This is a genomic window from Helicobacter sp. NHP22-001 (assembly GCF_030270165.1).
GTDB lineage: Bacteria > Campylobacterota > Campylobacteria > Campylobacterales > Helicobacteraceae > Helicobacter > Helicobacter gastrofelis.
This window is the reverse complement of sequence record NZ_BSWS01000004.1, coordinates 61,324-74,719: the sequence shown is the minus strand read 5'-3', so window position 1 is coordinate 74,719 and position 13,396 is coordinate 61,324. Positions and strand designations below refer to the sequence as shown.

The following is a 13,396-nucleotide window of genomic DNA, read 5'->3' as shown; positions in this document are numbered from 1 at the left end:
GTGTTCTCCTTATTTGGCTTTGACATTTTCTTTAAGCAACCAAACCGCCCCTTGTGGGGTGGGCTCGATCCGCCAATTCTTCTCCACGAGGTAGGTTGTGCTTTTGGTCGTGACAATGGCAGGTCCGTGGATCACATAATCCGCACTCAGCACGCTCTCATCGTAAATGGGTGTTTCAATGGGCTCGTTTTCATCCACGAAATGGACCTTGCGGTGGCTTTTAGCCGGGGGGATGGTGCGTTTGTGATTGGTGTAGAGCTCTTTAAAATGCACCACATCTGTGTCAATGAAGGTCGCCACCCGCACGGTTTGCACCCGCACACCCGCTTCTGGAGCTTCCACCCCCTTGCCGTAGCGTTTGGCATACACATCCGAGAAGGTGCGGATCGCACGCAAAACATCGCCCACATGGTTAAAGCGGTTGATGTCAAGCACCACAGAAGTTGTTACCCGTTGGTTGCCATAGCGCATGTCCATTTCTAGGCGGTGCTGCACATGGGTGGTGTCGTAGCCTTGGCGTTTCAAATCCTCCTTGCCCTTGCGCTCCAACTCCTCAATGTATTCGTTCATGCGCTCGTATTCATCAAAGAGTTTGCGCTCAATGGGTTCATACAGCACAATATAGCCGCTGCGCTCGTGGATATGTAGGGGCTTCATGTTGCCCGCGCCCAGAGCCGAAAAGACAGAGGCAAAGGGGGGGAATAGGATTTTTTGTATGCCTGCATGGTAGGCGATCCCACAAGCGTGCAAAGGCCCATTGCCCCCATAGGCAACCATGGTGAATTCATCCACATTGCCCCCGTTTTTGCGTAGCTCCATTTCAATGCCGATCGCCATTTGCTCATCTACAGTGCGCTTAATCACCTTAGCCACTTCGATCACATCCAAATCCAAGTGGTCGCAAAGCTTGTCTTCAATCACGAATTTAGAGCGTTTGGGGTTGAGCTTGATCACCCCGTTGGCGTAGTTGTCCGGATCAAGGTAACCTAAGAGTAAGTCGGCATCGGTAACCGTGGGGTTTAACCCGCCCCGATCATAACACGCCGGGCCCGGATCTGAGCCCGCACTCTCAGGCCCGATTTTCACCGCTTGGTGGATGCGATCGTAAGTGGCAATCGACCCACCCCCAGCCCCTAGGGTGTTTAGGTGGATCATAGGCAGGGTTACCAGCCAGCGGCAGATCACGGGCTGGAAGTCGTAGTGTTTGACCCCACCCTTAGGCAAAATCCCGATGTCAAAGGAAGTTCCGCCCATGTCCATACACACCACATTGCCAATGTCCGTGGTTTCGGCCAAGTGCTGGGATGCGCTCACGCCACTAACGGGTCCGGAGTGGATGGTTTGTAGGCTATCTGTGGAGTTGCTCTGCGCCATCCCCCCGCTGTTGTGGATCACGAGCATGGGCTTGCCATACCCACTATCACGCAGGTTAGAGCTGAGCTGCCCTAGGGCGTGGAACATGATTTCATACAAAAAAGCGTCTATGATCGTGGTGTTGGCGCGCACATATTCGCCCTTGCGCCCCGAAACCTGCGAGCTTAAGATCACGGGGATCGCCCCAAGTTCGTGGGCGGGGTATTCCTCTAAGATTGTTTCAAGCACGAGCTGCTCGTGGCTGGGGTTTTCGGTGGCATTGGTGAGCGCAACCACAATCGCCTGCGCCCCATTATCCACCAAGTCGCGCACCTGCTTTCTAACATCCTCTTTTTGCAAGGGCACTAAAATTTCGCCCACGCTATCCACGCGTTCTTTGACGGAGCGCACCATACGCCTAGGCACGATGGGATCGGGGCGTTGGGCGTTTGGCATATTGCCTTGCTCGGTAACATCTAGTCCCTCACCATAGCCCTTGCCCCGTGATAGGTGGATGGTGTCCTCAAAGCCATGTGTAACAATCGCCCCCACTCTAGGCCCCTTGCCCTCGATCAAGGCATTTGTGCCTAAAGTGGTGGCGTAACGCACGCTATCCACCTCTTTTAGCACCTGTTCCCTAGTGAGCCCTGCGATTTTACAAGCATTGTCCAAGGCGGCGTTAAAGCCCAAGGACAAGTTGTGGTGGGTGGTTAAGGACTTGGATTCAATGTATTTGCCATCCCACGCAAAGAAGCAATCCGTGAAAGTCCCGCCAATGTCTACAGAAATGCGCTTCATGCTCTCTCCTTACTTTTTGTCAAACTTAGCCCGCAAATCGGCTTGGGCGTTCTCACCGGGTCCATAATGCACGCTGGTTTCGGGGTCTTGCCCGATCTCTTTCCAACGCCTTTTAAGGTCGTCAATGTCCCAAAGCATGTCAACGGTGGGGGGGTAGTTTGGGGGGACATACTCGGTTTCAATCTGTGTCCCACAAGTGGGGCAATAGTATTCGTAAATACGGCAAAACTTGGGGTCGGGCGAAAAGGTGTATTGGTAGCGTTTGGGGTCTAAAATGGGTGGGTGGATCTCCTCGGGGTTTCTGTCGTAAATGAGAGTGCCCTTTTTGTAAGTATCTCTAGCATCGCCAAAGTCATGCCCACACACACGGCAGAGCCACCGCTCGCTGTTTAAATCGATCATCAGGTATTCGGTCATAGGAACGCGCATGTTTTCTCCCTATGCTTTCAAGTCTTCTAAAATCAAATCGCCATTGTCGGTCACAGCTAGGCCCCACCCTTCTGGCACCCTAGCGGTGAAAAAGGGTCCCTCCACAATCGCCGGACCCTCCATATAAGCCCCCATTTCCTGTTTCTCCAACACCAACACCACCTCTTGGTGCATGCCATCCAAGCCCACAACATTTCTTGTGCCGCTCACTTTTGCCCCGATTTTGCGTTTAGGCAAACTCGCCCGCAAGTTCGGGTGTGAGAGTTCGTAGCGGATGTGGTAGGCTAAAATGCGTTTTTGGTCTTTATTGATTTGGGCGGTGTCCTCTAGGGTGGTGCTGTGGCTTTCAGAGCCATCGGTGTTTTCCACAATCACCCGCCACGCACCCTTGCAATCTTCAAAATTATAACCCTCTTGGAACATGTGCCGTTTGGCGCGCTCTTGTATCTGGGTTTTGATTTTCTCAATCTCGTGTTTATTTAAACCCGTGATGTCGTGCTCAAAGGTCTGCGCCACATCCGAAAAGCTGATTCCATAGGCAGAGAACACCGCCGCAAGCTTAGGCACAATCACCCGCTTAATGCCCGCTTTTTTAGCGGCCAAGCACGCGCTCATCGGTCCCCCACCCCCAAAGGCAGCTAGGACCGTGTCCTGTTGCACCTGTTTTTTCAAACACGCAGCAAGCCTTTCGGCGTAGGCTTCCTCCATTTTAAACAAAGCCTCCTCAAACTTTAAGCCCAAAGGTTTGGCAATGTTCTCGGTGATGGCTTGGATGGCACGCTCTTTATCTAGCTTTTGCTGCCCGTTTAAGTAGGTGTCGGGGTCAATGATACCTAAAGCTACATTGACATCGGTGATGGTCGCCTCCTTGCCCCCAAAGCCAAAGCATGCCGGGCCAGGGGCTGCCCCCACGCTCTCAGGCCCCACTAAAATCTCGCCTCTGTCGTTTAGCCTAAAAATTGACCCCCCGCCCACGCCAAAGGATTTCACATCACTGAGCTCAAATGAGATTTGCACCCCCCCAATGTGGCCGCGTCTTTCGGTTTTGATCTTATGCGCCTCCACTTCGCCCACATCCGAAGTTGTGCCCCCCACATCCACCATCAGCACATGGTTAAAGCCATAGGCTTTGGCTAGGGCTTTGGTGCCTTCAATCCCCCCTCTAGGACCCGAAGAGTAGGTTTTTAAGGCGACCGATTTAGCCACCCGAGAAGACGCGCCATCGTTGCGGTAGATCAAAAGTGGGTTTTTTACCTTGTGGGCGCGTAAGCGGTGTTCGGCAGAGTATAAAAAGCGCTCCATTGTGGGGTGTAAAAAGCTGTTTAAAAGAGCCGACCAAATGCGTCTAGTGCGGCTCGTGTCGTTGGTGAACTCCCACGAAAAGAGCACGGGCACAGAGCCTAGTAGGTGTCTAGGAAATTGCAATAAAAAGGCATGTTTAAAGTCCTTTTCATCATCCTTGTTTTCAATGGCAACCACGAGCCGCTCCGCCCCCTTGTTGGTGAGCGTGTTCACGGCGTTGGCCAAATCTGCTTCAAAGTCCTCACCCGCCAAATCGGCGATCACAAAGACCCGATCGCCCACCAAACTACTAAATAACTCTTGCTGCTGTGCGCTTTTGGTGAGCTTGTTTTCTAAAGAGGCATCGTTGGTGATTAAGCCTAGTTTAGGCCCCTTGCGCTCCACTAAAGCGTTTGTGCCTTGCGTGGAGGAGTAGCGGATCAAATCCGTGCTGTGCAAGAGTTTGACAAAGCCATCGGGGCCAAAAATCTCTTCACTCGCCTTGGTGATTCCCTTAAAAAAACACTCAGAAAGATCCACAGGAGTGGTTAGGGTCTTAGTGTAGCGCACCTCAGAGCCCTGCACCACGCAAATGTCTGTGAGTGTCCCGCCATTGTCTAGATTGATTAAGTATTTCATTGGGTATCCTTTCAATTTTTTAGCTTATTTGCGCCCAAAAACTTATGCATCACGCACACCTACTTAAGGCAGGGGGGGGTTAGAAACCCCGGGGGCTAGTTCTAGGGGGACAAACTTGCCCCCCTGCAAGGCAAACACGCCTAAATTGGTGATGACTTTAGACACGCATTTAGGGCCGGTCAGGGGCAAGGAGCACTCTTTAACAAGCTTGCAGTTGCCCTTTTTATCGGTGTGTTGCATCAGCACAATGACCTTTTTTGCGCTCGCCACTAAATCCATCGCCCCCCCCATGCCCTTAACTAATTTGCCCGGCACCATCCAACTAGCCAAATCCCCCTGTGCCGAAACCTCCATCGCCCCCAAAATCGTTAAATCGATGTGTTGCCCACGAATCATGGCAAAACTCTCAGCCGAGCTAAAGTAACTCGCCCCTAAACTCTCTGTAATGGTTTGCTTGCCTGCGTTGATCAAATCCGCATCCACCTGCTCTTTGGTAGGAAATGGACCCATGCCAAGCAAGCCGTTTTCACTCTGCAACATGACATTGATGTGCTTGGGGATGTAGTCGGCAACCAAAGTGGGGATGCCAATCCCCAAATTGATAGAATAGCCGTCCTTGATATCCTCCACCGCCTTTTGTGCCATTTCTTCTCTGCTCCAACCGCTTGGCATTCATTCCCCTTTCTTTAGCGTGAGTTGCTCAATGCGTTTTTCAAACTGCCCTTTAAAAATGCGGTCCACAAATACTCCGGGGACATGGATGAAGTTAGGATCAAGAGCACCTAAAGGGACAATCTCCTCCACCTCAACGACCGTAACTTTTGCCGCCTTAGCCATCATTGGGTTGAAGTTCATGGCGGTTTTGTTGAAGATCAAATTGCCGTAGGTGTCCGCCTTTTGCGCCTTGATGAAGGCAAAGTCCGCCTTTAGGGCTGTTTCTAAAATGTAGGTGCGCCCCTCAAAGTCCTTATGTTCTTTGCCTTCGGCGATGATTGTGCCCACCCCCGTGGGCGTGTAAAAGCCGGGAATACCCGCCCCGCCCGCTCTAATGCGCTCGGCTAAAGTGCCCTGCGGGTTAAACTCCACCTCGATCTCTCCGGCTAAAAATTGCTGCTCAAACGCAGAATTTTCGCCCACATAGCTGGCGATCATTTTTCTAATCTGTTTGTTTTTTACGAGTAGGCCCAAACCGAAATCATCGACCCCGGGGTTGTTAGAAATGCAAGTGATGTTTTTCACCCCACTTTGGCTCAAGGCTAAGATGGCATTTTCAGGGATGCCACACAGCCCAAAGCCCCCAAACATGAGAGTCATGCCATCTTGCACGCCCGCGATCGCCTCTCCTATGCTCTTAACGACCTTATCCACAGACAAACCTTTTACAACCGCTCGATGAGCATCGCCAACGCCTCGCCCCCGCCCACACACAAGCACGCCACACCCAGCTGTTTATCATAAGTGTGCAAGGCATGCACCAAGGTCGTTAAAATCCTAGCCCCACTGGTCCCAATGGGGTGTCCTAAAGCGATCGCCCCCCCATTGACATTCACTTGGCTATCTTTCAAACCTAAATCTTTTTGGGTCAACACCCCCACCACCGCAAATGCTTCGCTGATTTCGTATAAGTCAATGTCGCCGGGCTGTTTATTGTTATTCTTTAAGAGTTTTCTAATGGCTGGGGCTGGGGTAGTGGTGAAAAGGTGGGGGTCGTGGCTAAAGGATGTATAATCTACGATCTTAGCTAGGGCTTTTGTATGCGTGTCTTTAGACAAGTCGGCTGAACCTAAGACTAACATACTCGCCCCATCGCTGATTTTACTGGCATTAAAGGCGGTGATGGTGCCCTCGGGGTCAAAGGCGGGTTTGAGCTTTAAGCCCTTGTCAAAGTTCACCCTCGTAGGCTCTTCATCCACACTCACCACGATTTCGCCCGTACGTCCGCGCATGGACACGCTGATCATTTCGGGTTTGAAGACATGGTTTTCAATGGCCTTGAGGGCTTTTTCGTAGCTATTTTTGGCAAAGTTATCTTGCTCGGCACGGCTGAGGTGGTTCAAGCGAGCGCAATTTTCCGCAAAGTCGCCCATCCGCACTTTTTTGTAGGCATCTTGCAAGCCGTCTTTGAGCATGCTATCCTCTAGGGCAGTATCACCCATTTTAAAACCCGCCCGGCTTTTCATCAACAAGTGTGGGGCAAGGCTCATGTTTTCCATGCCCCCCACTAAGACGACCCGACTGCGTCCCAAAGCAATTTCATTAGCCCCCAGCATCACAGCCCTTAAGCCCGATCCACAAGCCTCATTGACTAGCCAACAAGCAATAGACTTAGGCAAGTTCGCCCCCAGGGCGACTTGTCTAGCGGGGGCTTGCTTTAGCCCACTGCTTAATACATTGCCGACAATGCAGCTGTCTACAAAGCTGGTATCAAACCCACTTGCGTGCAGAGCTTGCTCGGCCGCCAAAGAACCTAACTTTGTGGCGGGGACACTGGCTAGAGTGCCGTTAAAAGACCCGATCGGCGTGCGCTTGGCGCTGTAAATGTGGACTTCGTGCATGTTTGCTCCTCGTGTTATTATGGGGGCATTATTGCACACAAAAAGTACGCATTACGCTAACGAAAGTAAAAATTTTACTTAAAAAAGACGCAGAGTTTTACATTTTGTAACAGATAGCGGGTTAAGATTTAGATTTGTAGCGTTGGGCTATGGCGTGGCAGGCTTGCATGATCGCCCCCCTAACGCCCTTTTCCTCAAGCACGCTTAAGCCCTCGATGGTCGCGCCCGCAGGGGTGCATATGTTTTGGCTGATTTCTTGAGGGCTTTGGGTGGCAAGCAAGGCACTAAAGCCCTTAAAGCTTTGGATGATGAGTTCTTCGGCTTGGGTGTGTTTTAAGCCCGCCCGAACACCGGAGTCGATCAAGGCTTGGGTAAATAGGCTCAAAAAAGCGAGCACACTCCCATTAGTAACCATAGAAGCGTCCACCAACTCTTCCTTATCCACTTGTACGACTGTGCCAAAGCTCGCGAGTAGGTCTATGAGTTCCTTTGGAGTGGGGTTGGGGCTGTAGTAGGTCGTGGCTGAGAGCCCCAAAAAGGCGGCAACATTTGGCATGAAGCGCACAAAATGGGGGGCTTGTAAGTGGGCCTTTAAAATCTCAAGGGACATGCCGGCAAGTGCGCTTAAAACGGCGCTGGCTTGTCCTATGTAGGTGAATGCGCTTAGGGCATGGGACTTTAGGGTGAGAAACACCACGCTATCTGTAATGTCAATGCTTTTGTCGCAGGCTTGTAGGTTGACAAAGTCTAACCCCTCTTGCTTTAAAAAGGGGGCGATTTTGCTCGGGTCTTTGCCCACAATACTGACTACTCGCCCCACTAGTGCACCTTGCATGCCCTTTAAAATTGCCTTAGTGATTTGGCCATAGCCGATGAATAAAATTTTACTTGTCATGGACGGGTTGCCTTTCTTGGTAGAAACCAGAGATTTTTTCTGAGATTTTGTATTGGGGGTATTTCGTGCTGTCTAAAATCACTTGCGCCATGAGTTTGTAATCAAAGTTAAAGACTAAAGGGGCTAGAAAATTGATGGTGGATTCTTTAAGGGGGCTTTGGATCACCATGATGTTGGCGATAAGGATATTTTGGGCTTGGTCTAGGTTTAAGAGCGTTTGTAAGGGCATAGGGATTTCAAATTCATAAGGGCGCAAGGCAAAGGGGTTCACTAGAGTAAAGGTGGGCGTGGGCGCATCGGCGTTGCGCAAGCGCATGAACACTTCATCGATCTTTTCTAAGTCCATTTGGCAGACTTCTTCAAACCCCAAAATGGGGGATTTTACACTAAAAACCATACCAACCCTTGAATTTGTGTAACTTAAGGGTTTGATTCTACTAAAACTACTCCAAAAAATCAATTCAATTAATTTAGGGTTTTTGGTATAATGCGGTTTTAGCTTTAAGGATCAGGATGCGTGTAGTTTTACTCTCAGCTGTTGTTTTAGCCTTGTTTTTTGGATGTGCTAAAAAGACAAAAGAGTCCATTTATAACCGACCGGCGATCTTTTGGTATCAAGGGATTTTGCGTGAGATTTTGTTTTTAAATTTAGAAACAGCGGATAATTATTATTCATCGTTGCAAAGCGAGCACATCAACTCGCCTTTAGTGCCCGATGCCATGCTTGCTTTAGGGCAAGCCCATTTAAAGAAAAAAGAATTTGTTTTGGCAGAATACTACTTTGATGAATACATTAAACGCTTTGGCAATCAAGACAACATCGACTATTTGAAGTTCATGAAGTTGCAAGCCCGTTACTACGCTTTTAAAAACCACAGCAAGGACCAAGAGTTCATGTCCAACACCATCGGCATGCTCAATGACTTTGTGGACAAATATCCTAGCAGTCGCTTTTTAAACCAAGTGGAGTACATGCAAGTCAAGTTCATTTTGGGGCAAAACGAGTTGAATCGGGCGATCGCCAATGTGTACAGAAAACGCCACCAAAAAGAGGGCGTGAAACGCTATTTAGAGAGGGTGGATGAGGTTTTAGAGAAAGAAACCCACCCCAAAAAATCCTACATGCCTTGGTATGTAGCTATCTTTAACTGGTAAGGGTCAAAATGACAGATAAGTTTCCAAGTGTCGTACCTGTGATCGTAGAGGAAGATTCGTTTATGTATCCCTTTATGATTGTGCCTATTTTCATCAACAGCGAGGCGAACATTAGAGCGGCAAACAAAGCTGCGCAAGAAAGAAACGACTTGATCTTTGTGAGTTGTGCTAAGGCAAATTCCAACACAACCGACAAAGATAAGTTTTATGATGTGGGGGTGATTGGCTCAATTGTGCGTAAAGTGGTCCTGCCCGACAACCGCATGAAAATCCTCTTTCAAGGCATTTGCAAAGGGCGGATTTTAAACATTGAATCCACTGACCCCCTAGAGGCGATGGTGGATGTGATTACTTACAAAGAACAAGACAGCGACAAAATCAACGCCGTTGTAGATATTCTCAAAGAAAAAGTGGGGAGCTTGGCAAACATCAGTCAGCTTTTCCCCCCCGATTTGCTAAAGGCAATTGAGGACAATAACGACCCCAACCGCATTGTAGATTTAGTCGCATCTGCCTTGCGCCTTAAAAAAGACCAAGCTTACACACTCTTTGCAAGCGATGACACCGAAGAGAGATTATTAGGGCTGATCGACCTGGTCATGGAGGAGATCAAAACCCAAAAACTCCAAAAAGAGATCAAAAGCAAAGTCCATAGCAAAATGGAGCAGGTCAACAAAGAGTACTTTTTAAAAGAACAACTCAAGCAAATCCAAAAAGAGTTGGGCATTGACAAGCAAAGAGATGAGGAAATCCAAGAGTACTTCCAAAAATTGAGTGCCATTGAGCCCTTCATCACCAAAGAAGTGCATAAAGAGATCAAAAAGCAGATCGAACGCCTAAGCCGCGTGCACCAAGACAGCTCGGATGTGGGGATTTTGCAAAATTACATTGAATGGGTGCTCGACATCCCCTTTGGGCAATACAGCGATAAAAAGCTTTCCATTAAAGAGGTGGAGAAGCAATTAAACGCCGACCACTACAGCCTAGAAAAGCCCAAAGAGCGCATTGTGGAGTATTTTGCGACTATGGAGCTGATGCGCCTACGCAAGCAAGAGAACAAAGAGACCAAGGGCACAATTTTATGCTTTTATGGTCCCCCCGGGGTGGGTAAAACGAGTTTGGCTAACTCCATTGCTAAAGCCATAGAACGCCCACTTGTGCGCATCGCCCTAGGCGGGCTAGAGGATGTCAATGAGCTTAGGGGGCATCGGCGCACCTATTTGGGCTCTATGCCCGGGCGCATCGTGCAAGGCTTGATTGAGGCTAAAAAAATGGACTGCGTGATGGTGCTAGATGAGATCGACAAAGTGGATAAGAGCATGCGCGGGGATCCAGCCAGTGCACTTTTAGAGATTTTAGACCCCGAGCAAAACACCAGCTTTAGGGACTATTACACCAACTTCAACATTGACCTCTCTAAGATCATCTTCATCGCCACCGCCAACGACATTTCGACGATCCCCCCACCTTTGAAGGATCGCATGGAATTTATCAGTGTGTCTAGCTACACCCCCCAAGAGAAAGAGCAAATCGCTATCAATTACTTGATCCCCCAAGAGTTGAAAAAACACGCCCTAAAGCCTAGCGAAGTGATGTTCACGCCCGAGGCGGTGCAGCTCATCATTGAGAAATACACCAGAGAGGCGGGGGTGCGGGGCTTAAGGCGCACGATCGCCACAATCATGCGTAAATGCGCTAAAAACATTGTCAACAACCAAGAGGATGGCAAGAAACGCAACCGCAAAACCACGATCACCCCTGAGAAAATCCCCGACTTTTTAGAAAAAATCGTGTTTGAGATCGACCCTGTGGATAAAGAGGATGCGTTGGGCATCGTGAACGGCCTAGCGTGGACAAGCGTGGGTGGGGATGTGCTCAAAATCGAATCGGTGAAAATCAAGGGCAAGGGAAATTTAAAACTCACGGGAAGTTTAGGCGAGGTGATGAAGGAGTCCGCCCAAATCGCCCACTCTGTGGTGAAAACCCTTTTAGATGAGGAAGTGCTGATCGCCAAGAAAAAGCGCCCCAAAGAGAAGGACAAAGAAAAAGAGAAAATCTACAATCTTTACGACATACACCTACATGTCCCAGAGGGGGCGACCCCCAAAGACGGACCCAGTGCGGGGATCACGATGGCGACCAGCATCGCGTCTATTTTGTGTGAAAAAAAGGTGCGTAGCGATGTGGCGATGACGGGTGAGCTCACTTTAAGCGGGCGGGTGTTGCCCATTGGCGGACTTAAAGAGAAATTGATCGCCAGCTTTAAAGCGGGCATTAAAACCGCCTTGATCCCTGAGAAAAACTACCAGAGGGATTTAAAAGACATCCCAAAAGAGGTGCAAGAGCACATGGAAATCAAAGCCGTGCAGACGATCGAAGATGTGCTCGGCGTGGCGTTGGTGCCCTAATGCAGGTAGGCATTGTTGGGTTAGGGCTTATGGGCGGGTCCTTGGGGCTTGCTTTGCAAGAGGTGCGCCACGAGCTAGGCATCAAGCGCATTTTAGGCTGTGATAGTAACCCCTTGCACGCCCAAATGGCACTCAGCTTAGGGCTTGTGGAGGAGTGCGTGGATTTGCACGCCCTGCAGAATTGCGCCGTGGTGTTTTTGGCGATCCCCTTAGATGGCATTGTCCAAGTCTTGCAAAGTTTCAAGCCCAGCTTGCAAACCACCATCATTGAAGTTGGCTCCGCCAAAGAGCAGATCGTGAGCGCCATCCCCTTAAGCCTACGCCCCCAAGTCATCGCCACACATCCGATGTGTGGGACGGAGTTTTATGGTCCCAAAGCCGCCCTTAGGGGGCTTTACCAACATAAAATCGTGATCTTCGTGGATTGCGACAAGAGTGCACCCGAACATGTCGAGAGGGCAAAAGAAATTTTTAGCGCAATTGGCATGCAACTTGTCAAAATGGACGCCAAAAGCCACGATGCGCACATTGCCTTTGTGAGCCACCTGCCCCACGCCATTAGCTACGCCCTAGCCAATGTCGTTTTGTCGCAAAAGAGCCCACAGACGATTTTATCTTTAGCTGCCGGGGGCTTTAAGGACATGAGCCGCCTTTCTAAAAGCTCGCCCGTGATGTGGCGCAGTGTGTTTAAGCAGAACAAAGAGCAAGTGTTAAAGGCAATGGGGGCGTTTTTGGAGGAAATGGAGGCTGTGCAAGGCTTGTTAGAAAATGAGGATTGGGAGGCGTTAGAGGCGTGGATGGGGCGTGCGAATCAACTGCAAGAATTTATGTAAGGGGATCTAATGGAAGCGCAACTAATGAAACTTGCCATTGAAACCTATAAAATCACCTTAATGATCTCTTTGCCTGTGCTCTTGGTGGGCTTGGTGGTGGGGCTACTTGTGAGCATCTTTCAGGCCACAACCCAAATCAATGAGATGACTTTGTCCTTTGTGCCTAAGATTTTAGCCGTGATCGCCGTGATCATCTTTACCATGCCTTGGATGCTCAACATGCTCTTAGATTACACACACACCCTTTTTAAACTGATCCCCAAGGTGATCTCTTAGTGTTGATCGACTTCTCCCGCTACTCCAGCGTGAAGATCGGCGGACCCGTGCAGGTGCGAGTGTTGGATGAGTGCGCCCCTTATGTGGGCGTGCAGATGGTGGGCTTGGCAAACAACCTTCTAGTCGCCCCAGAGGCAAAAAACCTAGCCATTCTATCTAAGAATTTTGATTACATTGCCGACTTGGGCACGCATTTAGAAGTGGGGGCAAGGACAAACGCCCAAAAGCTCTTTAGCTACTACAAAAACCACGATTTGCAGGGCTTGGAGTTTTTAAACGCACTGCCCGGCAGCGTGGGCGGTCTTATGAAAATGAACGCAGGCATGAAAGCCTATGAGATGAAGGAAGTGGTGGAAGCGTTGAACATCAATGGGCAGTGGGTGGAAGCGGCGGATTTGGGCTTTGCTTACCGCACCAGCAACATCCAAGGCGTGGTGTTTAAAGCCCGTCTTAAAAAGCGCAAGGGTTTTAGGCAAGAAGTGCAACAAGCTTGCCAGCGCATGCGTTGCCACCCTAGAAATCCTAGCTTTGGCAGTTGCTTTAAAAACCCCGTGGGTGACTTTGCTGGCCGGCTGTTAGAGGCGGTGGGGCTTAGAGGCTTTCGCTTGGGGGGTGTGGGCTTTAGCCAAGAACACGCCAATTTTTTAATCAATCTTGGGGGAGGGGACTTTGACGAGGCGTTAAAGCTCATCGCCCTAGCCAAAGAGCGGGTGTTTAACGCCTTTGGCATCGCCCTAGAGGAAGAGGTTTGTATCTACCACTAGCCCTCAAAGC

The 13,396-nt window shown here is 49.8% G+C and carries 13 protein-coding genes; 5 read left to right on the top strand and 8 right to left on the bottom strand.

Translation table 11 applies throughout. The annotated features are described in order from the left end of the window. Nucleotides 1-9 precede the first annotated feature (9 nt). From QSJ47_RS04730 to fliW, 8 genes are all read right to left on the bottom strand, one after another. The gene (locus QSJ47_RS04730; RefSeq protein WP_285602595.1) at nt 10-2,151 is read right to left on the bottom strand and encodes a hydantoinase/oxoprolinase family protein; all 2,142 of its coding nucleotides are present in this window, start codon (nt 2,149-2,151) and stop codon (nt 10-12) included. A 9-nt stretch (nt 2,152-2,160) separates the two neighbouring features. After that, nucleotides 2,161-2,580 carry an acetone carboxylase subunit gamma gene (locus QSJ47_RS04725; RefSeq protein WP_285602594.1) on the bottom strand — a complete coding sequence of 140 codons (420 nt, stop codon included), beginning with the start codon at nt 2,578-2,580 and terminating at the stop codon, nt 2,161-2,163. Between the two features lie 9 nt (nt 2,581-2,589). Next, nucleotides 2,590-4,500: a hydantoinase/oxoprolinase family protein gene (locus QSJ47_RS04720; RefSeq protein WP_285602593.1), complete on the bottom strand. Its 1,911-nt coding sequence runs from the start codon at nt 4,498-4,500 to the stop codon at nt 2,590-2,592. Between the two features lie 63 nt (nt 4,501-4,563). After that, on the bottom strand, nt 4,564-5,172 hold the full coding sequence (locus tag QSJ47_RS04715; protein WP_285602592.1) for a 3-oxoacid CoA-transferase subunit B: 609 nt from the start codon (nt 5,170-5,172) through the stop codon (nt 4,564-4,566). Then, on the bottom strand, nt 5,173-5,868 hold the full coding sequence (locus tag QSJ47_RS04710; RefSeq protein ID WP_221272372.1) for a CoA transferase subunit A: 696 nt from the start codon (nt 5,866-5,868) through the stop codon (nt 5,173-5,175). It abuts the gene before it with no gap. Between the two features lie 11 nt (nt 5,869-5,879). Continuing rightward, complete coding sequence (locus QSJ47_RS04705; RefSeq protein ID WP_285602591.1) at nt 5,880-7,055, bottom strand: thiolase family protein; 1,176 nt, start codon at nt 7,053-7,055, stop codon at nt 5,880-5,882. A gap of 121 nt (nt 7,056-7,176) precedes the next feature. After that, nucleotides 7,177-7,950, bottom strand: a complete 774-nt coding sequence (locus QSJ47_RS04700; RefSeq protein WP_285602590.1) for a pyrroline-5-carboxylate reductase — start codon at nt 7,948-7,950, stop codon at nt 7,177-7,179. Next, nucleotides 7,940-8,347, bottom strand: coding sequence for a flagellar assembly protein FliW (gene fliW / locus QSJ47_RS04695; protein WP_285602589.1), 408 nt, complete (start codon nt 8,345-8,347; stop codon nt 7,940-7,942). The genes QSJ47_RS04700 and fliW overlap by 11 nt, the downstream gene beginning before the upstream one ends. 116 nt (nt 8,348-8,463) lie before the next feature. On the opposite strand from fliW, the gene bamD reads away from it, so the two are divergent. The 5 genes from bamD to QSJ47_RS04670 are packed head-to-tail and all read left to right on the top strand — an operon-like array spanning nt 8,464 to nt 13,386. After that, complete coding sequence (bamD, locus tag QSJ47_RS04690; RefSeq protein WP_221272376.1) at nt 8,464-9,105, top strand: outer membrane protein assembly factor BamD; 642 nt, start codon at nt 8,464-8,466, stop codon at nt 9,103-9,105. An 8-nt stretch (nt 9,106-9,113) separates the two neighbouring features. Then, on the top strand, nt 9,114-11,513 hold the full coding sequence (gene lon, locus QSJ47_RS04685) for an endopeptidase La (RefSeq protein ID WP_285602588.1): 2,400 nt from the start codon (nt 9,114-9,116) through the stop codon (nt 11,511-11,513). Then, complete coding sequence (locus QSJ47_RS04680) at nt 11,513-12,346, top strand: prephenate dehydrogenase (protein WP_285602587.1); 834 nt, start codon at nt 11,513-11,515, stop codon at nt 12,344-12,346. The genes lon and QSJ47_RS04680 overlap by 1 nt, the downstream gene beginning before the upstream one ends. Nucleotides 12,347-12,355: 9 nt before the next feature. Then, nucleotides 12,356-12,622: a flagellar biosynthesis protein FliQ gene (gene fliQ, locus QSJ47_RS04675; protein WP_221272379.1), complete on the top strand. Its 267-nt coding sequence runs from the start codon at nt 12,356-12,358 to the stop codon at nt 12,620-12,622. Then, the gene (locus tag QSJ47_RS04670; protein WP_285602586.1) at nt 12,622-13,386 is read left to right on the top strand and encodes a UDP-N-acetylmuramate dehydrogenase; all 765 of its coding nucleotides are present in this window, start codon (nt 12,622-12,624) and stop codon (nt 13,384-13,386) included. Before fliQ ends, QSJ47_RS04670 begins: the two co-directional genes overlap by 1 nt. The last annotated feature ends 10 nt before the right edge of the window (nt 13,387-13,396 follow it).

What these genes read in the sequence shown, in the direction of transcription:
- QSJ47_RS04730 (WP_285602595.1), bottom strand. Translation starts at nt 2,151, where the DNA reads ATGAAGCGCATTTCTGTAGACATTGGCGGGACTTTCACGGATTGCTTC.
- bamD (WP_221272376.1), top strand. Translation starts at nt 8,464, where the DNA reads ATGCGTGTAGTTTTACTCTCAGCTGTTGTTTTAGCCTTGTTTTTTGGA.
- QSJ47_RS04705 (WP_285602591.1), bottom strand. Translation starts at nt 7,055, where the DNA reads ATGCACGAAGTCCACATTTACAGCGCCAAGCGCACGCCGATCGGGTCT.
- QSJ47_RS04700 (WP_285602590.1), bottom strand. Translation starts at nt 7,950, where the DNA reads ATGACAAGTAAAATTTTATTCATCGGCTATGGCCAAATCACTAAGGCA.
- fliW (WP_285602589.1), bottom strand. Translation starts at nt 8,347, where the DNA reads ATGGTTTTTAGTGTAAAATCCCCCATTTTGGGGTTTGAAGAAGTCTGC.
- QSJ47_RS04715 (WP_285602592.1), bottom strand. Translation starts at nt 5,172, where the DNA reads ATGCCAAGCGGTTGGAGCAGAGAAGAAATGGCACAAAAGGCGGTGGAG.
- lon (WP_285602588.1), top strand. Translation starts at nt 9,114, where the DNA reads ATGACAGATAAGTTTCCAAGTGTCGTACCTGTGATCGTAGAGGAAGAT.
- QSJ47_RS04725 (WP_285602594.1), bottom strand. Translation starts at nt 2,580, where the DNA reads ATGCGCGTTCCTATGACCGAATACCTGATGATCGATTTAAACAGCGAG.
- QSJ47_RS04680 (WP_285602587.1), top strand. Translation starts at nt 11,513, where the DNA reads ATGCAGGTAGGCATTGTTGGGTTAGGGCTTATGGGCGGGTCCTTGGGG.
- fliQ (WP_221272379.1), top strand. Translation starts at nt 12,356, where the DNA reads ATGGAAGCGCAACTAATGAAACTTGCCATTGAAACCTATAAAATCACC.
- QSJ47_RS04720 (WP_285602593.1), bottom strand. Translation starts at nt 4,500, where the DNA reads ATGAAATACTTAATCAATCTAGACAATGGCGGGACACTCACAGACATT.